The sequence below is a fragment of the Streptomyces mesophilus genome, assembly GCF_011044995.1.
In the GTDB taxonomy this organism is placed as follows: domain Bacteria; phylum Actinomycetota; class Actinomycetes; order Streptomycetales; family Streptomycetaceae; genus Streptomyces; species Streptomyces mesophilus.
The window spans coordinates 1-22,982 of sequence record NZ_JAAKZW010000129.1 but is presented as its reverse complement, the minus strand read 5'-3'; the positions used below and the strand labels follow the sequence as shown (position 1 = coordinate 22,982).

Here is a 22,982-nt window from a genome sequence, read left to right as displayed (position 1 = left end):
ACCCGGCCCACCACAACGCGCGGCCCGCCCCGGCCCCCCGCACGATGCGAAAGGGACCGCCGGCCGGCGGCCCTTCACGGTCTGTGCCTCGGGAGGAATTCGCCATGACCGTCAGCCTGGAGCAGCTGCGTCGCTGCCATATCGCCGTCGACCTGGGCGCCGCGCGGACGCGGGTCTTCGTCAAGGGGGCGGGGCTCGTCGTGGACGAGCCGAGCGTGTGCGCCGTCAACACCCGTACGGGAGCGCTGATCGCGGTCGGCGAGTTCGCCGAGCGCATGACGGGCCGCACCCCCGCGTACATCCGTGTGGTCCGTCCGGTCTCCGGCGGCACCGTCGTGGACATCGAGATGTGCCGGCGGATGCTGGGCCATCTCCTGGACGACAAGCTCCGCCGCACCCTGCGCCGCAAGCCCCGGCTTCGCGCCGCGGCCTGTGTCCCGCACGACGCCGATCCGCTCGCGCAGCGCGCGGCCACCGAGACGCTGATCGGGCTCGGTGCGCGCCGGGTCGAGCTGGTGGACACGCTGATCGCCGCGGCGGTCGGCTGCGGGCTTCCGGTGGAGCGCCCCGAGGCCACGATGATCATCGTCTGCGGTGCGGCGACCACCCAGGTCGCGGTCCTCTCGATGGGGGCGATCGTGACGGCCGACCGGATCGCGGTGGGCGGCGACGCGATCGACCACGCGGTGGTCCAGCATCTGCGCCAGCAGCACGAGTTGATGCTGCCGAGCCAGTCCGTACGTCCGCTGCAGCTGGCCCTCAGCGGCAACGGTCTGACCCCGCACGGCCCCGAGTCCACCGAGATCCACGGCCGTGACGTGGCCACGGGTCTGGCGCGTTCGGTCCAGGTGCAGACGGCCGCGGTACGGGACGCCATCCACACCCCGCTGACCGCCGTGCTCGACGGCATCGGCCGGGTCCTTCGCGACTGCCCGCCGGATCTGGTGGCCGACCTCGCGGACCGCGGGATCATGATGGTCGGCGGCAGCGCCCGGCTGCCGGGCCTGGACCAGATGCTGCGCAATGCGACCGGGATGCCGGTGCACATCGCCGAACGCCCCGACGTCTGCGCGATCCTCGGCCTCGGCGCGATGCTCGAGGGCCGTATCGAGCCGATGCAGCTCAACCCGCTCGCGGACTGAGCACCCCTCGCGGACCGACTCTTTCCGAACCTTCTGGAGGCGCCCGTCGTGTCGCAGTCCGTACAGTTCATCGGCGCCCTGCTGGTCCTCGCGTCCTGTCTGCCCGCGCGCCTGGGGCGCCTGGCACCAGGGGCGACACCGCGGCTCTGGCTGCGGTTCGTGGGGGCGTCGCTGATCACGATGGACGCGTTCGCCGAGCAGCAGTGGGGTTTTCTGCTGCTCGGCGGTGCCTGTGCGCTCTACGCGCTCGTCGGTCTGGTGGACTGGGCCCGCGGCCGCCCGTCGGCCGGCCGCGAACCCGCCTGACCTGCGGCGGGCGAGCGACCAGGAGGGTACGGGGATGAGCGACGACAGCGTCGGTACGGGGAGCGGCGAGAGCATCGGCAAGGGGACCGGCGAACGTGCCGGTGAGGGCGGGCGCGAGGGCGAGCGCGGGGCCGGGCACGAGGGCGAGCGCGGGGCCGAGCGCTCCCTGAGCGCCCCGGTCGAACCCCTCCTTGAAGCGGTCCTGAGCGTAGGCGCCGATCTCGAACTGCGCTCCACGCTCCAGCACATCGTGGACGCGGCCACCCGTATCACCGACGCCGAGTACGGCGCCCTGGGCGTGGTCGACCCCGAACAGGCCCGCCTGACCGAGCTGTTCACCACCGGTATGGACGACGAGACCCGCGAGCGGATCGGCCGGCTCCCCTGCGGTGAACGCGGTGTGCTCGGCGCCCTGATCAAGGAACCGCGGCCGCTGCGCCTCGACGACCTCACCGAGGACCCGCAGTCCTGCGGCATGCCGCCCGGCCATCCGCCGATGCACAGCTTCCTGGGCGTCCCGATCCTGGTCCAGGGCGAGGTGTTCGGGAACCTCTACCTCGCCGAGAAGCGCGGCGGCCCCTTCACGCTCGGCGACGAGCAGGCGCTGCGGATCCTCGCCGCGCAGGCCGGTATCGCGATCGGCAACGCCCGCCTGTACGAGAACGCACGGCAACGTGAGCGCTGGATCGCGGGCTCGGCCACCGTGACGACCGCACTGCTCGGCGGTGACGCCCCGGACGACGCCCTCATGGTGGTGGCCGAGGAAGCCCGCAAGCTCGCCGACGCCGTGGCCGGGGTGATCCTGCAGCCCATGCCGGACGGCGGCATGGAGATCGTCACGGCGTCCACGCACGAGGACCCGGGCGACCTGGTCGGCACGGTGATCCACCCGGGCAGCACAGTGCTCGCCCAACTCCTCGGCGGCGAGCCGGTGTTCGTCGAGGACTCGGCCACCGACCCGCGGATGACCACCGAGGTCCGCAAGCTGTTCGGCCCGAGCATGCTGCTCCCGCTGCAGAGCGACGGCCTCCTCATCGGCACGCTCGCCCTCCCCCGCGCCCGCGGGGCCCGCCGCTACTCCGCCCTGGAGCGGCTGCTCGCCACCCAGTTCGCCCACCAGGCCGCGCTCGCCCTGGTGCTCGCCGAGGCGCGCGTCAGCAGGGAACGTCTCGCCGTCTTCGAGGACCGCGACCGTATCGCCCGCGATCTGCACGATCTGGTCATCCAGCGGCTCTTCGCTACCGGGATGATGCTGGAGTCCGCCCAGCGCAGGGCTCGCGTCGACGATGTGCAGGGCACCATCGGCAAGGCGGTGGACGAGCTGGAGTCCACCATCCAGGAAGTACGCACCGCGATCTTCGCCCTCCAGCAGCCGCCCGCGGACGCCCCCACCACGTTCCGCGGCAAGGTCCTTCGCGAGGCGGCCGGCGCCGCGGCCGCGACGGGCATCACGCCCTCGACGCACTTCAACGGGCCGGTCGACGCCGCTCTCGGCGAGCCCACGGCCACGCAGCTCCTGACGGCGCTGCGCCGCGCCCTGGCCGCGGCGTCCCGGCGCACCGGGATCTCCCGTATCGAGATCACGGTCGACTGCGCGGCCGAACTCCCGGACGGACGCGCGGCCGTACGCCTGACGGTGTCCGACGACGGCCGCACCGAGGACGGCACGTCCCCCACGACGGTGACCTGGCAGGCCCCGCTGTAGCCGCGGGCTTCACTTCGACGACCGACGACCGGGCCCACCCGCCTCCTGGCCCTATGCCGTCGGCTGGCCCGACTTGCCCTGCACCACCAGGCCCAACTGGTGGGCGATCAGGGCGGCTTGGGTGCGGTTCTCCACCTTCAGCTCGGTCAGCAGCCGGGAGACATAAGCCTTCACGGTGCCCTCCGCCATGAACAGCTCGCTGCTGATCCGGGCGTTGCTCGCACCGCTGCCCAGGAGCGCGAGCACGTCGCGCTCCCTGCCGTTCAGGGTGCTGACGCGCTGACGGGCCTGCCAGATCCCCGGATCGGCCTTGTCGACGGACCGCCGGATCAGCATGCGCATGATCTCCGGGGCCACCACCGGGTCGCCCTCGGCGACCGCGAGCACCGAGCGGATCAGGTCGCCGGTACGGGCGCTCTTGAGGATGAACCCGTCGGCGCCGGCCTGGAACGCGGCGACACAGCTCTCCTCGTCACCGATCGCGGTGAGCATCAGGATCCTGGGCCGCGGCGAGAGGTCCTGCAACCGCCGGACCGCGGTGATGCCGGACACCTTGGGCATGTTGACGTCCATGAGGACGACGTCGGGGCGCACCCGGGCGCAGACCGAGACCGCCTCCGCGCCGTCCGCGGCCTGGCCGACGACCACGATGTCGTCGGTCGTGTCGAGCAGGGCCTTGACTCCCTCTCTGACCTGCGGTTCGTCATCCACCAGCACTACGTCGACCGGCATTGCGCACTCCCTGTGCTTCATCGGTATCTCCATGCTCACCGGCTGCCTGACCGGCCGCACCTCGGCTCCGGTCCGTGACCGCCGTCAGCGGCAGCTCGGCCCGTAGTTCGTACTCCCCCTCGGCGGTGGGCCCGCAGGTCAGCTCGCCGCCCTGATGCGAGGCCAGCTCCACGAGTCCGGCCAGCCCGTGCCCGCCCCGCGGCAGGGGCGAGGCTCCCGCAAGCCCGGTACGGGCGCCGGCGTTGCGGACGCTGACGCGCATCCGCGCCTCGTCCCGCTCCAGCGTCACGGTCACCGGGGCACCCGGCGCGTGTTTGACGGCGTTGGTCAGGCCCTCGAGGACGACCCGGTAGCAGAGCTCGTCCACCGCGCACGGCACGGCCGGGGCCGTTACGCATCCGCGCTCCACCAGCCGGACGTCGACGCCGTGTCTGCGGGTCCGCTCCACGAGCTGTGCGATCTGGTGACCGGGCTGCGCCTGGTCGGCGGGCTCGCCCGGCTCCTTGAGCGCCTGCACGATCTCGTGCAGCCGGCCGATGGCCTCCCGGGCCAGTTCGGCGAGGCCTTCGGCCGCGGTCCGGGTGGCCTGGTCGGGCGCTTTGGCCGCGAGCAGATTCGCCTGGAGCGCCATGAGCGTCACCTCGTGCCCGATGTGGTCATGGGCGTCGCGGGCCACTCTGCGGCGTTCCTTCTCCGCCTTCCGTTCGGCCTCCCGCAGCGTCTCGCGCCGTACGTCCTCGTACCGCATCTGCGCGCGCAGGGAGGCAAGGAGTTCGCTGACCCGGTAGTTGCGCACGACGATGCCCGCCGCCGCCGGAGCGACCACCTCGAGGGTGGAGGCCCGGATCGTCAGGAGCACCATCTCCCAGTCGTCGAACGGTGCGTAGCGGATGTCGACGTAGGCGAAGAAGGTCTCCCGTACCAGGAAGGCCACGGCCACCCAGCAGAGCGTGGTGCGCAGGGTGCGGTAGCGCCCCACCGCGTAGAGGGAGAAGGCCACGAGGATGTCGGCATGCGCCAGGAACAGGACCGCGAAGCCTGCGAGCAACGGGACCTCGGGCCAGCGGCGGCGCACCAGCAGGAACAGCGAGCCCGCCGCCGACACCAGGAGGGGCCAGCTCCACAAGGGAGTCCAGTCCACCCAGGGCCGGATCAGCGTGTTGGGCAGGCTGATGAGAAAGGCGAGCGCCACGGCCGCCCAGTCCCCGCCACGGCCCGCGAATCGTCGCCTCTGCATGCCTCGACCATGCCCTGACCTGCGGTTTCCAGGAATGGGACACGCAGGTGCGGTGCCCCGGGACCCACTGGATGCGTTACGTCCTTCCCGCTGCTCGCGGCATACGGGCGATACGGCGCTCAGCGCAGCCGCACCGCGAGAATGGCCACGTCATCGGGGCCGACGCCCTCGTCGAGGCAGTCGTGCATCAGCCAGGCGCACAGCTCGCCCACTTCGGTGGGGGCCGCGAGCGCGGACTGCCGCAGCCGTTCGAGACCGACGCCGAGTTCCTCGCCGCGGCGCTCCACCAGGCCGTCCGTGTAGAGGATCAGCAGGCTGCCCGGGGCCAGCTCGACGGCCTCCTGCTCCGCCGACCAGTCGTCCACGACCCCGAGCGGCACCCCTTGCCCGGCGCGCAGGAAGCGTGCCCCTTCACCGTCCACGAGCAGCGGCGGGCAGTGGCCCGCCGAGGCGAGGACCGCGCGGCGCGCGGCCGGATCGATATGGGCGTACAGGACGGTCGCCATGTCGGTCAGGCTCATGTCGACGGTCAGGGCGTTGAGGTCCGTCAGGACCGCGGCCGGGTCCTGCCCCTCGACCAGTGCGTAGCTGCGCAGCGCGGTCCGCATCTGCCCCATCGCCGCGGCGGCGCCGAGCCCCTTGCCCATCACGTCGCCGAGCGCGAGCCCCGCGGTGCCGTCGTCGAAGGCCACCACGTCGTACCAGTCGCCGCCGGCCTGCATGCCCTGGGCGCCCGGCAGACTGCACGCCGCGATCTGCAGCCCGGGCACGTCCGGGAGGCGGGGGGCCAGCATGCTCTGCTGGAGCGTGCTCGCGATGGCGTGTTCGCGCTCGTAGAGATGGTTGTTCTCGGCGATCTGACCGGCGAACCTGCAGTACGTCTCGGTGAGCTGGCGCTGGCGCGAGGTCGGCCGGCCCGCCTGCGCGAACGCCCAGGCGACCGCGGCCACGGGTTTGCCGCCCGCGCCGGGCAGCGCCAGTGCGTACAGGGCGCGGAACCCGGTGCTGCGGGCGAGGTCACGCAGTTCCTGGCCGATCGAGGGGTGGTTCAGGACGTCCTCGATGATGGTGCTGCCGCCCTCGGACAGGATGTCCGCGACCAGGAGGTGCTGGGGTCCGATCTCCTGCAGCGCCTGATGCATTTCGGGCTTGCCGGGCGGTACCCCGTGGACCGCACGGGTCCGCATCTGCCCCTGCTCGTCAAGGACGCGGGCCACTCCGAATTCGGCGTGCAGAAGCTGGGCGCCCTCCGCAAGGACACGCTCCAGGGTGTCCTCGAGGGAGGCGTCCTCGGTCAGTTCCTCGGTGAGCCGGTGCACCCAGGTCAGATCGTCCAGCTGCTGGCCGAGCCGGCGGTTGGCCTCGTCCAGTTCCAGGGCGGCGTGCCGGCGGCTGGAGATGTCATGGATGTACGCGACCGCGACCGGGCCCCTGCGGGGACAGTCCAGCGGAGTGGTGGTGATGTCCATCCAGCGCACCGGCTCGCCAGGGATCCGGTACTGCAGCTCGGCGCTGGCCGGGCGGCGGGTGCGCAGCGTGATCCCGAGCGGCGAGTCCTCGAACGCGAGGGGCTCGCCGTTGCGGTCGAAGATCGCCGTCGAGGCGGCGTAGAGCTCGCCGGGCCCGGTCGACACCCGGGTGCCGAATATGTCGCCGAGCTTGGCGTTCGCGTACAGGGCGGTCCCGCCCTGTACGGCGGAGGCGATGAGGATGCCGTGCGGGGCGCCCTCCATGATCTGAAGGATGGGGGTGTCGTCCAGCTGCTGCTCATGCTGCTCCTGCAGCTCCGGCAGTTCGGGCAGTTCGGGCAGCTCATGCAGCTCGTGAGCAATGCGCGTGGTGGCAGCCAGCACAACGTCTCCTTCATGCCTAAAAAGTCACTTTCCGGACATTTAGACCATAAAGCATAAGGTCCCGGCGAAATCTGGACTAAAGTCTCGACCGTCCTCAGTGGCAATCACTCAGTGGCAGTCAGCGGTAGTAGGGCTCGACCGCGGCCCGCGCCTCCTCGAGGAGCGCGGGGCCGTCCTGAGGCACCGGCGGCCTGCCGCTGCCCGGCCTGATGTCCAGGAGCTGTTCGCCGGACAGGGCGAAGACGACCCGCCCCAGCCCCGCCCACTGGATGACCGCGGCGCACATTCCGCACGGCTGGCAGCTGGTGTACAGCGTGGTCTCCGCGGCCGTGGCCGCGTCCAGTTCCCGCGCGGCCCACCGCGCCAGCTTCAGTTCCGGGTGGGCGGTGATGTCCCGGTCGGTACGGGTCGTGTTGCGCTCCTCGGCCAGCACCGTCCCGTCCGGTCCCGCGAGCAGCGATCCGAACGGCGGGTTGCCGCTTTCGCCGGCCTGGGCCGCGAGCGCGATGGCGCCTCGGAGAAGGATGTGGTCATCGGATGCGGTCATGACAGCTCCTGTTTCAGTGGGCGATGTTTCAGTGGGCGAGGGGACGGACCCGGTGCAACACGAGCACAGCGGCCACGAGCCCCACCGCGACCACCCCGGCCGCGACCCAGAAGGCCAGCTGGAAACCGCTGTTGAGGGCGGCCACGGAGGAGGCTCCCCCACCCGTCAGGGACCGTGTCCGTGACGCCGCCAGCGTGGTGAGCACCGCGAGCCCGAGCGAACCGCCCACCACCTGCGTGGTGCTGAAGAGCCCGGAGGCGAGCCCGGCGTCCTCCTTCCGGACCCCTGCCATCGCGAGCGCCGTCACCGCGGGCATGGCCGCGGCGAATCCGCCGCCCAGCAGGAGGAGTGCGGGCAGCACATCGACGACGTACGCCCCCTCGGCCGGCGCCCGCCCGAGGAGGGCGAGACCGGCGACGATCAGCGCCAGCCCCGCGGGCAGCACCCGGTGCGCTCCGAAGCGGCCGATCATGCGCGCGGACAGTCCCAGCATCAGCACACCGATGACGACGGGCGCGGGCAGGAAGGCGACACCCGTCAGCAACTCGTCGTAACCGAGGACCTGTTGGAGATAGAGCGCCCCGATGAACTGGAAGCCGTACATGCCCGCGATCATCAGGACCTGGATGGCGTTGGCACCCGACAGCGACCGGGAGCGGAACAGGCCCAGCCGGACCAGCGGACGGGCCGCCCGGGCCTGGCGCACCACGAACGCGGCAAGGAGCGCCGACGCGAGCACGGCGAGGGCGGCCGTGGTGGTGCCGGCGTGGGTGCCCGCCTCGACGATGGTGAAGACCGTGAGCATCAGGGCGCCGGTGATCAGCGCGGCGCCGGGGAAGTCTGCACCCGCCCGCAGCCCCTTGCCCCGATCGGCCTCCAGCACGCGGAACGCCGCGACCAGCGCGACCGCCCCGATCGGCAGATTGATCAGGAAGATCCAGTTCCAGCCGAGCAGTTGGGTGAGCGCACCGCCGAGGAACGTGCCGAGCGCCCCGCCCGCCGCCCCGGCCGCACTGAACACCGCGATGGCCTTGGCCTGTTCGCGGGCCCCGGGGAAGAGGGCGACCAGCATGCCGAGCACCACGGCCGAGGTCATCGCCCCGCCGACGCCCTGCAGCGCGCGGGCCGCGATCAGCGTCCAGGGCTGTGTGGCGATCCCGGCGAACAGGGAGGCGGCGGTGAACACGGCGAGCCCGGACGTGAACATCCGCTTGCGACCGACCAGATCACCCAGCCGCCCCGCGAGGAGCAGCAGCCCGCCGAAGGGGATGAGATACGCGTTGACCACCCAGGCGAGCCCGGCCGGCGTGAAGCCGAGATCGGCCTGGATGGCGGGCATCGCGACCGTGACCACATTGCCGTCGAGGATGGTCATCAGTGCGGCGGCCGTGAGAACGACGAGCGCCGCCCGGCGCGGGTCGCGCGTCCGGCGGACGCGCGTACGACGGGCGCTCTCCACGGGTCTGGATCCGGTCCTGATATCTGTTGTGCGCATGCCAAAAGCTCCAATGTGCTTGATGCGTAAGGGGGTTCATGCCGCGGGTGCCCCCGCCGAAGAGCAACCCCTACGGCCGGGCGGCGGGACGCAGGTCGAGCACCACGGCGCCGGTGCTGAAGCTCGTGGTGCCGGCCAGAGTCCATGAGGTGCCGGGAGTGCCTTCGGGGAACAGCCGCTTGCCCTTGCCGGCCACGACCGGGTGGATCCACAGCTTGAGCTCGTCGATCAGCCCGAGTGCGATCAGAGAGTTCTGCAGACGCCCGCTGGCGTAGAGGAGGATGTCGCCCGCATACCGGTCCTTGACCTTCGCGATCTCCGCGGCCAGGTCACCGCGCACCACGGTGGCATTCCACTCCCCTTGTTCCAGGGTGGTGGACACCACGTGCTTGGGGAGCGCGTTCATCCGGACGGCGAACCCGCCCTCGGACTCCTCCATCAGCGGCCAGGCGGCGGCCATGGCCTCGTACGTGGTGCGGCCGAGCAGCAGGGCATCGGCCGCGAACAACTGCCCGTGCGCGTACTTGGCATGGTCGCTGTCGAAGTAGGCCCCGGCCCAGGACGGGTTCTCCATGACGCCGTCCAGCGAGACATAGGTCAACGCGACGATCTTGCCCACAGGTTGCTCCTCGGGACAGGTACAAGGCTCGGGAAACGGCGCGGTCCGGGCACGGGCCAGGCGAGGAACACTTGGTTCCCTTACGGCGGATTCCGGCCGCCCGCACCGTCCTGACCAGGCTGCCCGCCGGAAACCGGCCGATCAACGGGCGATACTGGAACCCACGTTTAACGAGACTCAACACGGGGGCACGGTGCTCGAACGTCTGGAGCTGGAAGCGTTCCTCACACTGGCCGAGGAGCTGCACTTCGGACGTACCGCCGAACGTCTGCACGTGACCACCGGCCGCATCAGCCAGACGATCAAGAAGCTGGAACGGCACATCGGGGCGCCGCTGTTCGACCGCACCAACCGCAGTGTCGGCCTGACGCCGATCGGCCACCGGTTGCAGGAGGATCTCCGGCCCGCCTACGAACAGATCCAGGCCGGCCTCACCCGCGCGATCGACAGCGCCCGGCCCGCCCCGAGTGGGCTGCGGATCGGCTACGTCGGCGCCATAGCCGGCCAGGTCGTCTACCAGGCCCACCATCTGTTCCGGTCACGGGAGCCGGGCTGTCGCGTGCAGATGCGCGAGGTGCAGCTCATCGAGGCCGTGGCGCGGCTGCGGAACGGGGAGGTCGACATCCTGGTCGTGCACCTGCCGATCGCAGGGCCCGACCTGATCACGGGCCCGGTGATCATCTGCGAGTCACGGATGCTGGCGATCTCCACCGACCACCCCTTGGCCCGCCGCACGAGCGTCACCATGGAAGACCTCGTCGATGTCCCCCTCGGCCGGGTCGCCGGCGTCGGGCCCGGCGACTGGCCCTCGGACCGCTGGCCCGATCGCACGCCCCAAGGGCGTGCGATCCCCAAGGGGCCCGAGGTCGAGACGTTCCTGGAAGCTCAGCAGCTGATCGGCGCGGGCACCTGCGGAGCCATCGTCGGCGCGCATGTCACCCGGTTCAACACCCGGCCCGACATCACCTACGTCCCGTTCTCCGACGCTCCGCAGATCGACTGGGCCCCGGTCTGGCTCAAGTCCAACAACACCCCTGCCAACCGCGCCTTCGCCCGTACCGCCCTGGAAGTGGCCCAGCGCGTCTACGTCGCCGCGACCCACTGACCCCTCGGCGGTCCCCACGGCGCGAAAAAGGCCCCCACCTCCGGTGGGGGCCCGACGTCGCCCCTGCTTAAAACGTTCCTGCAAGGGCAACACATGGTGGGGCGGGTGGGACTCGAACCCACGGCCGACGGATTATGAGTCCGCTGCTCTAACCGGCTGAGCTACCGCCCCTTAGCGGCGTGTCGCGTACACATGTACGCGCCGTCTGCCGCAGCATAGCCGGTCATACGATCTCCCGCGCCGGATGGCCTGCTCTGCCCTGAGCTGCGGACGACGGTCCACATCTGCACAGGACTTGCATCCGGACCGGCCGGTTCCCGCGGGCATGAAAAAGGACCCTCAAGGGGTCCCTTTCCGGCTGCTCTCCCGACTGGACTCGAACCAGTAACCTGCCGGTTAACAGCCGGCTGCTCTGCCAATTGAGCTACAGGAGATCGAGCTCCCCCGACTGGACTCGAACCAGTAACCTGCCGGTTAACAGCCGGCTGCTCTGCCAATTGAGCTACAGGGGAATGCCTCGTGTGCAACAAGCTCACCTACCTGGGTGTTCCCGGGGCGGCGTGTGCTCGCTGCGACACATACATTAGCGCAAGCAGGGGGGTGCTCCGCCAATCGGTTCCGGGTAGGGGCGCAGAGACCGGACGCTACGAAAGGGTGGCAGCCATGCGTTACAAGCTCACGTTCGTCGCCGGACTGGCCCTCGGGTACGTGATCGGCACCCGTGCGGGCCGCGAGCGCTACGAGCAGCTGAAGAAGTCGGCCCGCCAGGTCGCGCAGAACCCCGCCGTCCGCAACACCGTCGAGTCGGCCGCCCAGAGCGGCCGCGAGGTGGCCGGCAAGGCCTTCGCGTCGGTGAGCGAGAAGGTCGGCGACAAGATGCCGGACTCGGTCGCGGACCGGGTGCGCTCACTGCGCGAGAAGTCCCGCGGCGGTGCCGAGGACGACTGGGGCACGAGCAACACCTGAGGTACCGCGTACGGAGCCCGGGGCGCCGGCCGACACGTCGGCGCCCCGGGCTCCGTCGTGCCGTGACCTCGACTGCCGCGAACATCACACTCCGGCCCGTCGCCACCCCCGCCGCGTAAGGCAAACTTCACCGCATGGGGATAGTCGCCGGGCTGGACAGCTCTTCCGAGTTCACACGCATCGTGGTCTGCGACACCGACACCGGTGCCGTGATCAGGCAGGGCTATGCCCCGCATCCGCTGGAGGGCAGGCCCTCCGATGTCGATCCGCAGGCCTGGCTGCTCAGCCTCGGTGAGGCCGCGGCCGGGGGGCTGCTCGAAGGGGTGCAGGCCATCGGGGTCTCCGCCCAGCAGAACGCGCTGGTGGCGCTGGACTCGCACGGCAACACCGTGCGGCCCGCGCTCGTCGGCGGGGACAAGCGGGCGCAGGTCGCCGCGGCGGATCTGATCGACGGTCTCGGCGGACGGCAGGCCTGGGCCGAGGCCGTGGGCTGTGTGCCGGCGGCTCAGCACCCGGTGACGAAGCTGCGCTGGCTCGCGCGCAGCGAGTCCGAGGCCGCGCAGCGCGTGGCGGCCGTGATGCAGGCGCACGACTGGCTGGTGTGGCAGCTGCTCGGGCGGCCCGCCCGCAGGACCGCCGACCGCGGTGGCGCTTCCGGTACCGGTTACTGGTCGGCGGCGACCTCCTCGTACCGCCCGGATCTCGTCGAGCTGGCGCTCGGCCACCAGACCGCGCTGCCCGAGGTGCTCGGCCCGGCCGAGGCCGCGGGGACGACGCCCGAGGGGCTGCTGATCTCGGCCGGGACCGGCGAGACCATGGCGGCCGCGTTCGGGCTGGGGATCGGGGTCGGTGACGCCGTCGTGTCGCTCGGGGCGTCCGGGTCCGTGATGGCCGTGCACCACGAGGCGCTTGTCGACCCGACCGGGATGATCACCTCGCTCGCCGATGCGACCGGGATGCACCTGCCGGTGGTGCACACGCTCAATGCCGTACGGGCGCTGCGCGGCACCGCCGATCTGCTCTCCACCGACCTCGACGGGCTCTCCGAGCTCGCCCTGAAGTCGACGCCGGGGTCGCACGGTCTGGTGATGCTGCCGTATCTGGAGGGCGAGAAGACGCCGCAGCTGCCGCACACCGCGGGCACGCTGCACGGGCTTCGGCGTGAGTCGATGAAGCCGGAGCATCTGGCGCGGGCCGCGTTCGAGGGCATGCTGTGCTCGCTCGCGGACGCGCTCGGTGTGCTGCGGGCGCGCGGGGTGGAGGTCCGGCGGGTGTTCCTGCTCGGTGCCGCCGCCGAGCTGCCCGCCGTACAGGCCGCCGCCCCGATGCTGCTCGGTGCGCAGGTCGTCGTGCCGCAGCCCGCGGACTACGCGGCCCTCGGCGCGGCCCGGCAGGCCGCCTGGGCACTCGGCGTACAGCAGGGCACGCTGCACCCGTCCGCTCCCCCGGCCTGGCAGGGTGCGGCGACGCAGGTCTTCGAGCCGGGTGAGGAGCTCGCCGTGGGGCAGGCCGTGCGCCAGCAGTACACGGCGGTGCGGGAGCAGACCCATCCGGAGGCTTTCGGGTCCTTGAAGGTCTGAGCGGGTCCGAGGCCTGGGCTCGGGGGCGGGCGGGGTTTCTTGACCCACGCTTGAGTAATTCGGTTGAGCTCCGGCCGGTGGAGTGTCGCAGGATGGCGGTGGAGTGGACCGCCCGGGCCACAGAACACAGACTCCGGCTACTGCGATAGGTATCGCGTGCTCATACGACTCCTGCGGGAACATCTCGCTCCGTACAAAAAACCCATAGCCCTCCTGGTGCTGCTGCAGTTCCTGCAGACCTGCGCCACGCTCTACCTGCCCACCCTCAACGCGGACATCATCGACAACGGTGTCGTGGCCGGGGACACGGGCTACATCCTGACCTTCGGTGCCGTGATGATCGGGATCACCGTGGTGCAGGTGGTGTGCAACGTCGGCGCCGTGTTCTACGGCGCGCGGACCGCCGCGGCGCTCGGCCGTGACGTACGGGCCGCGATCTTCGACCGGGTGCAGTCGTTCTCGGCCCGCGAAGTGGGGTACTTCGGGGCGCCGTCCCTGATCACCCGCACCACGAACGATGTCCAGCAGGTGCAGATGCTGGTCCTGATGGCGTTCACGCTGATGGCCTCGGCGCCGATCATGTGCGTCGGCGGCATCGTGATGGCGCTCTCCCTCGACGTACCGCTCTCCGCGATCCTGGTCGCGGTCGTGCCGGTGCTCGGGATCGCGGTCTCGATGATCGTGCGCAAGCTCCGTCCGCTGTTCCGCACCATGCAGGTGCGGCTCGACACCGTGAACCGGGTGCTGCGCGAGCAGATCACCGGCAACCGTGTGATCAGGGCCTTCGTGAAGGACGGCTACGAGAAGGACCGGTTCAGGAAGTCCAACGAGGAGCTGACCGAGGTCTCGCTCGGGACCGGCCGGCTGCTCGCGCTGATGTTCCCGATCGTCATGACGACGGTGAACATCTCGTCGATCGCCGTGGTCTGGTTCGGTGCGCACCGGATCGACAGCGGCGGGATGCAGATCGGTGCCCTTACGGCGTTCCTCGCGTATCTGATGCAGATCGTGATGAGCGTGATGATGGCCACGTTCATGTTCATGATGGTGCCGCGCGCCGAGGTCTGCGCCGAGCGGATCTCCGAGGTGCTCGACACCGAGTCGAGCGTGGTGCCGCCGAAGGATCCGGTGCGGGAGCTCAGGCGCCACGGCCACTTGGAGATCAGGGACGCGGGCTTCCGCTATCCGGGCGCCGAGGAGCCGGTGCTCAAGGCCGTCTCGCTCGTGGCGCGGCCCGGTGAGGTGACGGCGGTGATCGGGTCCACGGGCAGCGGCAAGTCCACGCTGCTCGGGCTCGTACCGCGGCTGTACGACGCGACCGAGGGCGAGGTCCTGGTCGACGGGGTCGATGTGGGCACCCTTGAGCCGCAGTTGCTGGCGCGGACCGTAGGTCTCGTACCGCAGAAGCCGTATCTGTTCTCCGGGACCGTGGCGACGAATCTGCGGTACGGGAATCCGGACGCGAGTGACGAGGAGCTGTGGCACGCGCTCGAGGTGGCGCAGGCGGCGGACTTCGTGCGGAAGCTGGAGAACGGGCTCAACGCGCCCATCGCGCAAGGCGGGACGAATGTGTCGGGTGGTCAGCGGCAGCGGCTGGCGATCGCGCGGACGCTGGTGCAGCGGCCGGAGATCTACCTCTTCGACGACTCGTTCTCGGCGCTCGACTATGCGACGGACGCGGCGCTGCGGGCGGCTTTGGCGCGGGAGACCTCCGAGGCCACCGTCGTGATCGTGGCCCAGCGCGTGTCGACCATCCGCGACGCCGACCGGATCCTGGTGCTCGACGAAGGACGGGTGGTCGGGGTCGGCCGGCATGACGAACTGATGCAGGACAACGGGACGTACCGAGAGATCGTGCTCTCCCAGCTCACGGAAGCGGAGGCTGCCTGATGGCCGGGCCGGCAGGGCGGATGATGGCCGGTGGCGGGCCCGATCAGCGCTCCATGGACTTCAAGAACTCGGGCAAGCGGCTGCTCGCGCAGTTCAAGCCCGAGCGCTGGACGATGTACGCGATGATCGTCGCGGTCATGCTGAGCGTGGGCCTGTCCGTGGTGGGCCCGAAGATCCTCGGCCATGCCACCGACTTGATCTTCGCGGGCATCGTCGGGCGCGATATGCCCGAGGGCGCCACCAAGGACGACGTGCTCGCGCAGATGCGGGCGAGCGGTGACGGCGGCCAGGCGGACATGCTGTCCGGGATGGACTTCACGCCGGGCAAGGGCATCGACTTCGATGCCGTCGGCGAGACGCTGCTCTTCGCCCTGATCGTGTTCCTGATCGCCGGCGCCCTGATGGCGGTGGCGACGCGGCTGGTGAACCGGGCCGTGAACATGACGGTCTACCGGATGCGCGAGGACCTCCAGGCGAAGCTGTCGCGCCTTCCGCTGTCGTACTTCGACAAGCGGCAGCGCGGTGAGGTCCTGAGCCGGGCGACCAACGACATCGACAACATCGGGCAGACGCTGCAGCAGACCATGGGCCAGCTGGTGAACTCGCTGCTCACCATCGTCGGTGTGCTGGTGATGATGTTCTGGATCTCACCGCTGCTCGCCCTTGTGGCGCTGATCACCGTGCCGCTGTCGTTCGTCGTGGCGAAGACGATCGGCAAGCGCTCGCAGCCGCACTTCGTGCAGCAGTGGAAGTCGACCGGCAAGGTCAACGCGCACGTCGAGGAGATGTACACCGGGCACAACCTGGTGAAGGTGTTCGGCCGCCAGGACGAGTCGGCGCAGCAGTTCGCGGAGCAGAACGAGGCACTGTACGAGGCGTCGTTCAAGGCGCAGTTCAACAGCGGGGCGATGCAGCCGCTGATGTTCTTCATCTCGAACCTCAACTACGTGCTCGTGGCTGTGGTGGGCGGGCTGCGGGTCGCGTCGGGTTCGCTGTCGATCGGTGACGTGCAGGCGTTCATCCAGTACTCGCGGCAGTTCTCGATGCCGCTGACGCAGGTCGCGTCGATGGCGAACCTGGTGCAGTCCGGGGTCGCCTCGGCCGAGCGGATCTTCGAACTCCTCGACGCCGATGAGCAGTCGGCGGATCCCCAGCCCGCCGCACGTCCGGATGTCCTGCACGGCAGGGTGTCCTTCGAGGACGTGTCCTTCCGCTACGAGGAGGACAAGCCGCTCATCGAGGACCTGTCCCTCACGGTGGAGCCGGGGCACACGGTCGCGATCGTCGGACCGACGGGCGCGGGCAAGACCACGCTGGTGAATCTGCTGCTGCGGTTCTACGAGGTCACCGGGGGGCGGATCACGCTCGACGGGGTCGACATCGCGCGGATGACCCGCGACGAACTGCGCACCGGGATCGGCATGGTGCTCCAGGACACCTGGCTGTTCGGCGGCACGATCGCGGAGAACATCGCGTACGGCGCCCCGAAGGACGTCACGCGCGACGAGATCGAGGACGCGGCCCGTGCGGCGCACGCGGACCGGTTCATCCGGACGCTGCCCGAGGGCTACGACACGGTGATCGACGACGAGGGCTCGGGCGTGAGCGCCGGCGAGAAGCAGCTGATCACCATCGCGCGGGCGTTCCTGTCCGACCCGGTGATCCTCGTCCTCGACGAGGCGACCAGTTCGGTCGACACCCGTACCGAGGTCCTGATCCAGAAGGCGATGGCCCGCCTCGCGCACGGCCGTACGTCGTTCGTGATCGCGCACCGGCTCTCCACGATCCGGGACGCGGACACGATCCTGGTGATGGAGAACGGCTCGATCGTCGAACAGGGCACGCATGACGCGCTGTTGGCGGCCGACGGCGCGTATGCGCGGCTGTACAAGGCGCAGTTCGCGGAGGCGGTCGCCGAGGTCGAGTAGGTCGTGGCCGAGCAGGTCCTGGTCGGCCAAGTCCTGCGGAAGCCTGGACCGCGCTGTCGTCGGCGCCGCACTCTTGGAGCATGCGCAAGGGTGCGGCTGCCGTGGGCAGCGCGGTCTTCTTCGTGGTGGCGCCGGGCAGCGTGGCCGGGCTCGTGCCGTGGCTGCTCACCGGATGGAGTGCGGGCGGGCCCTGGTGGGGGCCGGTCCGGGTGACAGGCTGGGCGTTCCTCGGCGTATCGGCGGCGCTGCTGCTGCACGCCTTCGCGCGCTTCGCGCTGCAGGGGCTCGGCACCCCCGCGCCGGTCGCGCCCACCGAACATCTGGTGGTGACCGGCGCGTACCGCCATGTGCGCAACCCGATGTACGTGGCCGTGGCCGCCGTGATCCTGGCGCAGGGCTTGGTGCTCGCCCGGCCGGTGCTGCTCGGCTACGGGCTGCTCGCCTGGGCCGTCATGGCCGCGTTCGTCCGCGGCTATGAAGAGCCCAAGCTGCGCGAGCAGTTCGGCCAGGAGTACGAGGACTACCGGGGTGCCGTACGCGGGTGGGTGCCGCGGCTCGTGCCCTATCGCGCCGGTCACGCGGACCGGTCCTGGTAGTCCCCGGTCGGGGGCGTCACATTCGACCCCGGTCAGGGGGCGTCATGTTGGACCGGGACACCCCGCCTTCAGTCCAGATAGCCCCTGAGCTGGTCCGCGAAAGCGTGGTCGCGGAGCTTGTTGAGGGTCTTCGACTCGATCTGGCGGATCCGTTCGCGGGTCACGCCGAAGATCCGGCCGATCTCCTCCAGGGTGCGCGGGCGGCCGTCCGCGAGGCCGTAGCGCAGTTGCACGACCTTGCGTTCGCGCTCGCCGAGCGTGGAGAGCACGGCCTCCAAGTGCTCGCGGAGCAGCAGGAACGCGGCCGATTCGACGGGTGAGGTCGCGTCGCCGTCCTCGATCAGATCGCCGAGCGCGACATCGTCCTCCTCGCCGACGGGCGCGTGCAGCGAGACCGGTTCCTGGGCCAGGCGCAGCACTTCGCTGACGCGTTCGGGCGGCAGGTCGAGGTGGTGGGCGACCTCTTCGGGCGTGGGCTCGTAGCCGCGCTCCTGGAGCATGCGCCGCTGCACGCGGACGACGCGGTTGATGAGCTCGACGACATGCACCGGGACGCGGATGGTGCGGGCCTGGTCGGCGAGCGCACGGGACATGGCCTGGCGGATCCACCAGGTCGCGTACGTCGAGAACTTGTAGCCGCGCGCGTAGTCGAACTTCTCGACCGCCCTGATCAGGCCCAGGTTTCCCTCCTGGACGAGATCGAGCATGGTCAGTCCGCGGCCCACGTACCGCTTGGCGACCGAGACCACCAGGCGCAGGTTGGCCTCGATGAGGCGGCGCTTGGCCATCCGGCCCATCACGACCAGCTTGTCCAGGTCGAGAGCGAGTTGGGAGGTCAGATCGGGTGTGGTGAGGAGCTTCTCCTCGGCGAAGAGACCGGCCTCGACGCGCCGCGCCAGATCGACCTCCTCGACCGCGGTGAGCAGGGGGATACGTCCGATCTCGCGTAAGTACTGGCGGAACAGATCGGACGAGGGGCCGCCGGTCTCCGCACGCGCGGGCCGCCGCTCGGGCGGCTCCGGCAGTTCGGTCTCGTCGGTGGCTTCGGGGTGGTGGGCGGAGCGGCTCTGCGTGGGGACGGCAGCGATGAGCTCGGTGGGGTCCGGGGTGGGCTGGATGCCGTTCTGCGTACCGGACTTGCTCAATGTCTGGGTCTGGGTCTGCACCGGGGCGACCTCCAGGGTGATCGCTGCCGCTTCGGGGGCTAGAGGCAGCGGTACGTCGGGGACTGCACCGACGGCCACGCCGCCGTGTGTCCCGTGATCTGTGAGCGGATCCGCGGGGGTTTCGGGCCCACGCCCGGTGGTCCTGCCGCGCTCCGAGGACTCAGGCACCGCCCCCAGTGTGGAGTACGACACACTGCCGCCACGAGGGGCGTGCGGTGACTTTTTGAGTCCGGTCCGTGACCGGTCGGTTACCCGCAGAACAAACTCGTATACCGGTTCGGTTCATTCCGATCGGGTTCGAACAGTGCCCGCGGCAACGGGAGTTGAACCCGCCGGGCCGGCCGGTCGAGCCTGCCGGGCCGGTCAGAGGGCGGCGGCGCCCCGGTCCTGCAGCGCCCGGTTGTAGCGCTGGAGCACCATCAACTCCTCCTGTACGGAGGCGAGTTTCGACGGGTCGGCGTGCTGGCCGAGACGGGCCAGGGAGCCCTGGACATCGCGGATGCGGCGGTCGACGGCGCGCCGGCGGACCCAGACGAGCTGTTCGCCCGCGTAGTTCTCGTCGACGGTGCGGCGCAGGATCGCCTCGACCGCGAGCTCGGTGACCATCGCGCGGACCGCGTCGTCGGGGGCCGCCTCACGGACCCGTACGAGATAGGCCTGGGAGTCCTGCACGCCGTACTCGGCGCCGCCCGCCTCCAGGATCGCCTGGCGTACGGCGGCGTAGGGCGGGGCGGTGAACTCGTCGACCCCGTAGGCGTCGAAGGCCGGGGAGACCAACTCGGGGCGCTGGAGGGCGAGTTTGAGGAGCTCGCGTTCGGTCGCGTAGGCCGGGTTGCGCAGGTTCAAGGGGGCGCCGGACGCGGGTCGCGAGGACGTCTCCTCGTACGACTGCTGCGGGCGCCTGTCGTTCTGGGGGCGGCCGCCCTTGTCGCGGGACCAGCGGGCGAGCTGGGCGACGCGCTTGACGACGAACTGGGTGTCTAGGATGCCGAGCATGCCGGCGAGCTGGACGGCGACCTCGTGCTGGGCGCCGGTGTTCTTGATCCGGGCGACGACGGGGGCCGCTTCGTCGAGGGCGGCGGCACGTCCGGCCGGGGTCTCCAGGTCATAGCGGGAGACGATCTGACGCAGCGCGAACTCGAAGAGCGGGGTGCGGGGCTGGACCAGGTCCGCCACCGCGTCGTCGCCCTTGGCGAGGCGCAGTTCGCAGGGGTCCATGCCGTCGGGGGCGATGGCGATGAAGGTTTCCGCGGCGAACTTCTGGTCGTCCTCGAAGGCGCGCAGGGCCGCCTTCTGGCCGGCCGCGTCGCCGTCGAAGGTGAAGATCACGCGGGCGCTTCCGTTGTCCATCAGAAGGCGGCGCAGGATCTTGATGTGGTCGGAGCCGAAGGCCGTACCGCAGGTGGCGATGGCGGTCGGTACGCCCGCGAGGTGGCAGGCCATGACGTCGGTGTAGCCCTCGACCACGACCGCGCGGGACGACTTCGCGATCTCCTTCTTGGCCAGGTCGATCCCGTACAGGACCTGGGACTTCTTGTAGATCGCGGTCTCGGGGGTGTTGAGGTACTTCGGACCGTTGTCGTCCTCGCGCAGGCGGCGCGCGCCGAAGCCGACGACCTCGCCGCCGATGTCCCGGATCGGCCACATCAGGCGGCCGCGGAAGCGGTCGATGGGGCCGCGGCGGCCCTCCTGGGAGATGCCGGAGGTGATGAGCTCCTTGTCGGAGAAGCCCTTGCCGCGCAGATAGCGGGTGAGGTGGTCCCAGCCCGCCGGGCTGTAGCCCACGGAGAAGTGCTGGGCGGCGGCCTGGTCGAAGCCGCGCTCGGCGAGGAAGACCCGGCCGATCTCGGCCTCGGGGCTGGTGGCCAGCTGCTCCTCGTAGAACTGCGCGGCGATCTTGTGCGCCTCGACCAGGCGGATCCGCTCGCCGCGCTGATGGGACGGGTTGTAGCCGCCCTCCTCGTACCGCAGGGTGATGCCCGCCTGGCCGGCGAGACGCTCGACCGCCTCCGAGAAGGTGAGGTGGTCGATCTTCATCACGAAGGTGATGCTGTCGCCGCCCTCTTGGCAGCCGAAGCAGTGGAAGAACCCCTTGCTCGGGCTGACCTGGAAGGACGGCGACTTCTCGTCGTGGAAGGGGCAGAGTCCCTTGAGGTTCCCGCCGCCCGCATTGCGCAGCTGCAGGTACTCGGACACCACGGCGTCGATCGGGACCGCGTCCCGTACCGCCTTCACGTCCTCGTCATTGATCCTGCCTGCCACGCATGAAGTCTACGGTGCGGCAGTGACAGTCCCGGCTCACTCCTCCAGGAGGGATGCGAGTGGGGTCGTCGGGTCGGCGAGGCGTTCCTGGTCCACCTGGATCTCTGTGCGGATGAGCTGCTGGATGGGATCCGTTACATCCCATACGTTCACATTCATCCCGGCCAGGACCTTGCCGTCGGAGAGCCAGAAGGCGATGAACTCCCGCTTCATCGCGTCCCCGCGGATCAGGACCTGGTCGTACGAGCCGGGAGGCGCCCAGCCCGAGTACTCCAGGCCCATGTCGTACTGGTCGGAGAAGAAATAGGGGACCCGGTCGTATGTCACCGGACGGCCGAGCATCGCGCGGGCGGCGGCGGGGCCGCCGTTGAGCGCGTTGGCCCAGTGCTCGACGCGCAGGCGGGTGTTCAGGAGCGGGTGCTGGGCGGCGGCCACGTCACCGGCCGCGAAGATGTCGGGGTCCGAGGTGCGCAGCGAGGCGTCGACCGCGATGCCTCCGCCGTGCGCACGGTCGACCAGGGCCAGGCCCGCGGCCTCGGCGAGCGCGGTGCGCGGGGCCGCGCCGATCGCGGCGAGCACGGCGTGCGCGGGGTGCTCGTCGCCGTCGTCGGTGCGGGCCGCGAGGACCAGGCCGTCCTGACCGACGATCTCGGTGAGCTTCGCGCCGAAGTGGAAGCGGACCCCGTGCTCGCTGTGCAGTTGCGCGAAGACACCGCCGACCTCAGGGCCGAGGACGCCGTGCAGCGGGGTCGGTTCCGATTCGACGACGGTGACCTCGGCGCCGAACCCGCGGGCGGCGGCGGCCACTTCGAGGCCGATCCAGCCGGCGCCGGCGATCACCAGATGCCCGTTGTCGCGGCCGAGCTGTCCGAGCACGCCCTTGAGGCGCTCGGCGTGGGCGAGCCGGCGCAGGTGGTGCACGCCGGTGAGGTCGGTGCCGGGGATGTCCAGGCGGCGGGGTTCGGCGCCGGTGGCGAGCAGCAGCTTGTCGTAGCCGACGACGGTGGCGTCGCCCAGGCGCACCTCGTGGCGTTCGCGGTCGATCGCGACGACGGGCTGGCCGAGGTGGAGCTCGACGTCGGCCTGCGCGTACCAGGCGGGCTCGTGCACGAAGACGCTCTCGCGCTCCTCCTTGCCGAGCAGGAAACCCTTCGACAGGGGCGGGCGTTCGTACGGCCGGTCGCGTTCGTCGCAGAGCAGTATCACGCGCCCTGTGAACCCTTCGGCGCGGAGGGTCTCGGCCGCCTTCGCTCCGGCGAGACCGCCTCCGACGATGACGAACGTCTGATCCGCGTCGACCACTTGGTGCCTCCTCGCTGTGGTGTGTTCACCAAAAGGGAGCGTCCCGCACGGAGCGTGATGCGGGAAGAGGGAGTGGACCGATCAGGCCATTAATCGTCACGCGCCGTCATGGGAGCGCTCACCAGGAGTCCCCTGCCCTCGATGGGCGCCTTCACCCCCAGTGGTCGTACGCGATCTTGGACATCAGCGCGAAGACGGTCAGGAGGAGTGCCGCCCGGACGAATCCCGCGCCTTTGCGCACGGCCGTGTGCGCGCCGAGGAAGCCGCCCGCCACATTGGCCACCGCCATGGCCGCGCCCAGCTCCCACAGAACGTGGCCGAGCCAGCCGAAGAGCACAAGCGCACCCAGGTCGGTGCCGATGGAGACCGTCTTGGCGAGGGCCGAGCCGCGCAGGAAGTCCGTGCCGAGGAGCGTGACGAAGAGGGCGACGAGCAGGACTCCCGTACCGGATCCGATGACACCGCTGTAGAAGCCGATGACCGCGCTGCCGGTGGTGCAGACGCGGCGGGAGCACGGGCCGCGGCCGGACGCGGGCGGGGCGGGTGCGGAC

Annotated in this window: 19 protein-coding genes and 3 tRNA genes; 9 read left to right on the top strand and 13 right to left on the bottom strand. The window is 70.4% G+C overall.

What is annotated here, in order from left to right; translation table 11 throughout:
* The first annotated feature begins 104 nt into the window (after window positions 1–104).
* Genes mreB through G6045_RS25830 form a run of 3 tightly spaced genes read left to right on the top strand, consistent with a single transcriptional unit; the run spans window position 105 to window position 3,153 of the window.
* Entirely contained in the window at window positions 105–1,142 is a 1,038-nt protein-coding gene (gene mreB, locus G6045_RS25840; RefSeq protein ID WP_165334494.1) for a rod shape-determining protein, read from the top strand.
* A 48-nt stretch (window positions 1,143–1,190) separates the two neighbouring features.
* On the top strand, window positions 1,191–1,448 hold the full coding sequence (locus G6045_RS25835; protein WP_165334493.1) for a hypothetical protein: 258 nt from the start codon (window positions 1,191–1,193) through the stop codon (window positions 1,446–1,448).
* A gap of 34 nt (window positions 1,449–1,482) precedes the next feature.
* Window positions 1,483–3,153: a GAF domain-containing protein gene (locus G6045_RS25830; protein WP_165334492.1), complete on the top strand. Its 1,671-nt coding sequence runs from the start codon at window positions 1,483–1,485 to the stop codon at window positions 3,151–3,153.
* A 51-nt stretch (window positions 3,154–3,204) separates the two neighbouring features.
* Here G6045_RS25830 and G6045_RS25825 read toward each other — a convergent pair whose 3' ends face one another.
* The 6 genes from G6045_RS25825 to G6045_RS25800 all read right to left on the bottom strand — a co-directional run bounded on the left by G6045_RS25825 (window position 3,205) and on the right by G6045_RS25800 (window position 9,636).
* Window positions 3,205–3,885, bottom strand: a complete 681-nt coding sequence (locus tag G6045_RS25825) for a response regulator (protein WP_165334491.1) — start codon at window positions 3,883–3,885, stop codon at window positions 3,205–3,207.
* A complete protein-coding gene (locus tag G6045_RS25820; RefSeq protein WP_165334490.1) occupies window positions 3,857–5,122 on the bottom strand; it encodes a sensor histidine kinase in 1,266 nt (421 codons plus the stop codon). Before G6045_RS25820 ends, G6045_RS25825 begins: the two co-directional genes overlap by 29 nt.
* Before the next feature lie 119 nt (window positions 5,123–5,241).
* Complete coding sequence (locus G6045_RS25815; RefSeq protein ID WP_165334489.1) at window positions 5,242–6,975, bottom strand: SpoIIE family protein phosphatase; 1,734 nt, start codon at window positions 6,973–6,975, stop codon at window positions 5,242–5,244.
* A 118-nt stretch (window positions 6,976–7,093) separates the two neighbouring features.
* Window positions 7,094–7,522 carry a nucleoside deaminase gene (locus G6045_RS25810; RefSeq protein ID WP_165334488.1) on the bottom strand — a complete coding sequence of 143 codons (429 nt, stop codon included), beginning with the start codon at window positions 7,520–7,522 and terminating at the stop codon, window positions 7,094–7,096.
* Window positions 7,523–7,550: 28 nt separating this feature from the next.
* Window positions 7,551–9,017: an MFS transporter gene (locus tag G6045_RS25805; RefSeq protein WP_235968302.1), complete on the bottom strand. Its 1,467-nt coding sequence runs from the start codon at window positions 9,015–9,017 to the stop codon at window positions 7,551–7,553.
* 70 nt (window positions 9,018–9,087) lie between these two features.
* Window positions 9,088–9,636, bottom strand: coding sequence for a dihydrofolate reductase family protein (locus G6045_RS25800; RefSeq protein ID WP_165334487.1), 549 nt, complete (start codon window positions 9,634–9,636; stop codon window positions 9,088–9,090).
* Between the two features lie 193 nt (window positions 9,637–9,829).
* On the opposite strand from G6045_RS25800, the gene G6045_RS25795 reads away from it, so the two are divergent.
* Window positions 9,830–10,741 (top strand): LysR family transcriptional regulator, encoded by a 912-nt coding sequence (locus G6045_RS25795; protein WP_165334486.1) that lies wholly within the window; start codon window positions 9,830–9,832, stop codon window positions 10,739–10,741.
* A gap of 94 nt (window positions 10,742–10,835) precedes the next feature.
* Here G6045_RS25795 and G6045_RS25790 read toward each other — a convergent pair.
* The 3 genes from G6045_RS25790 to G6045_RS25780 form a co-directional block, all read right to left on the bottom strand.
* Window positions 10,836–10,912 (bottom strand) — tRNA-Ile (locus tag G6045_RS25790).
* Between the two features lie 190 nt (window positions 10,913–11,102).
* Window positions 11,103–11,175 (bottom strand) — tRNA-Asn (locus tag G6045_RS25785).
* Window positions 11,176–11,180: 5 nt separating this feature from the next.
* Window positions 11,181–11,253: transfer RNA gene (locus tag G6045_RS25780), tRNA-Asn, on the bottom strand.
* A 151-nt stretch (window positions 11,254–11,404) separates the two neighbouring features.
* Between G6045_RS25780 and G6045_RS25775 the strand changes: the two genes are divergently transcribed.
* The 5 genes from G6045_RS25775 (at window position 11,405) to G6045_RS25755 (ending at window position 17,701) form a co-directional block, all read left to right on the top strand.
* Window positions 11,405–11,707 carry a YtxH domain-containing protein gene (locus G6045_RS25775; protein ID WP_165334485.1) on the top strand — a complete coding sequence of 101 codons (303 nt, stop codon included), beginning with the start codon at window positions 11,405–11,407 and terminating at the stop codon, window positions 11,705–11,707.
* A gap of 134 nt (window positions 11,708–11,841) precedes the next feature.
* Complete coding sequence (locus G6045_RS25770; protein WP_165334484.1) at window positions 11,842–13,287, top strand: FGGY family carbohydrate kinase; 1,446 nt, start codon at window positions 11,842–11,844, stop codon at window positions 13,285–13,287.
* Between the two features lie 156 nt (window positions 13,288–13,443).
* Window positions 13,444–15,177: an ABC transporter ATP-binding protein gene (locus tag G6045_RS25765; protein ID WP_165334483.1), complete on the top strand. Its 1,734-nt coding sequence runs from the start codon at window positions 13,444–13,446 to the stop codon at window positions 15,175–15,177.
* On the top strand, window positions 15,177–17,105 hold the full coding sequence (locus tag G6045_RS25760; RefSeq protein ID WP_165334482.1) for an ABC transporter ATP-binding protein: 1,929 nt from the start codon (window positions 15,177–15,179) through the stop codon (window positions 17,103–17,105). Before G6045_RS25765 ends, G6045_RS25760 begins: the two co-directional genes overlap by 1 nt.
* 80 nt (window positions 17,106–17,185) lie before the next feature.
* Window positions 17,186–17,701 (top strand): methyltransferase family protein, encoded by a 516-nt coding sequence (locus tag G6045_RS25755; RefSeq protein WP_165334481.1) that lies wholly within the window; start codon window positions 17,186–17,188, stop codon window positions 17,699–17,701.
* 68 nt (window positions 17,702–17,769) lie between these two features.
* On the opposite strand, the gene G6045_RS25750 is transcribed toward G6045_RS25755, so the two are convergent.
* The 4 genes from G6045_RS25750 to G6045_RS25735 form a co-directional block, all read right to left on the bottom strand.
* Window positions 17,770–19,035, bottom strand: coding sequence for an RNA polymerase sigma factor (locus tag G6045_RS25750; RefSeq protein WP_165334480.1), 1,266 nt, complete (start codon window positions 19,033–19,035; stop codon window positions 17,770–17,772).
* Between the two features lie 195 nt (window positions 19,036–19,230).
* Window positions 19,231–21,129 carry a DNA primase gene (gene dnaG, locus G6045_RS25745; protein ID WP_165334479.1) on the bottom strand — a complete coding sequence of 633 codons (1,899 nt, stop codon included), beginning with the start codon at window positions 21,127–21,129 and terminating at the stop codon, window positions 19,231–19,233.
* Between the two features lie 36 nt (window positions 21,130–21,165).
* A complete protein-coding gene (locus G6045_RS25740; protein WP_165334478.1) occupies window positions 21,166–22,431 on the bottom strand; it encodes an NAD(P)/FAD-dependent oxidoreductase in 1,266 nt (421 codons plus the stop codon).
* 151 nt (window positions 22,432–22,582) lie between these two features.
* Window positions 22,583–22,982: sulfite exporter TauE/SafE family protein (locus tag G6045_RS25735; protein ID WP_165334477.1), on the bottom strand; the 400-nt coding region annotated here is incomplete at its 5' end.

What these genes read in the sequence shown, in the direction of transcription:
- G6045_RS25830 (WP_165334492.1), top strand. Translation starts at nt 1,483, where the DNA reads ATGAGCGACGACAGCGTCGGTACGGGGAGCGGCGAGAGCATCGGCAAG.
- G6045_RS25770 (WP_165334484.1), top strand. Translation starts at nt 11,842, where the DNA reads ATGGGGATAGTCGCCGGGCTGGACAGCTCTTCCGAGTTCACACGCATC.
- G6045_RS25775 (WP_165334485.1), top strand. Translation starts at nt 11,405, where the DNA reads ATGCGTTACAAGCTCACGTTCGTCGCCGGACTGGCCCTCGGGTACGTG.
- G6045_RS25755 (WP_165334481.1), top strand. Translation starts at nt 17,186, where the DNA reads ATGCGCAAGGGTGCGGCTGCCGTGGGCAGCGCGGTCTTCTTCGTGGTG.
- G6045_RS25820 (WP_165334490.1), bottom strand. Translation starts at nt 5,122, where the DNA reads ATGCAGAGGCGACGATTCGCGGGCCGTGGCGGGGACTGGGCGGCCGTG.
- G6045_RS25825 (WP_165334491.1), bottom strand. Translation starts at nt 3,885, where the DNA reads ATGCCGGTCGACGTAGTGCTGGTGGATGACGAACCGCAGGTCAGAGAG.
- G6045_RS25805 (WP_235968302.1), bottom strand. Translation starts at nt 9,017, where the DNA reads ATGCGCACAACAGATATCAGGACCGGATCCAGACCCGTGGAGAGCGCC.
- G6045_RS25810 (WP_165334488.1), bottom strand. Translation starts at nt 7,522, where the DNA reads ATGACCGCATCCGATGACCACATCCTTCTCCGAGGCGCCATCGCGCTC.
- G6045_RS25760 (WP_165334482.1), top strand. Translation starts at nt 15,177, where the DNA reads ATGGCCGGGCCGGCAGGGCGGATGATGGCCGGTGGCGGGCCCGATCAG.
- mreB (WP_165334494.1), top strand. Translation starts at nt 105, where the DNA reads ATGACCGTCAGCCTGGAGCAGCTGCGTCGCTGCCATATCGCCGTCGAC.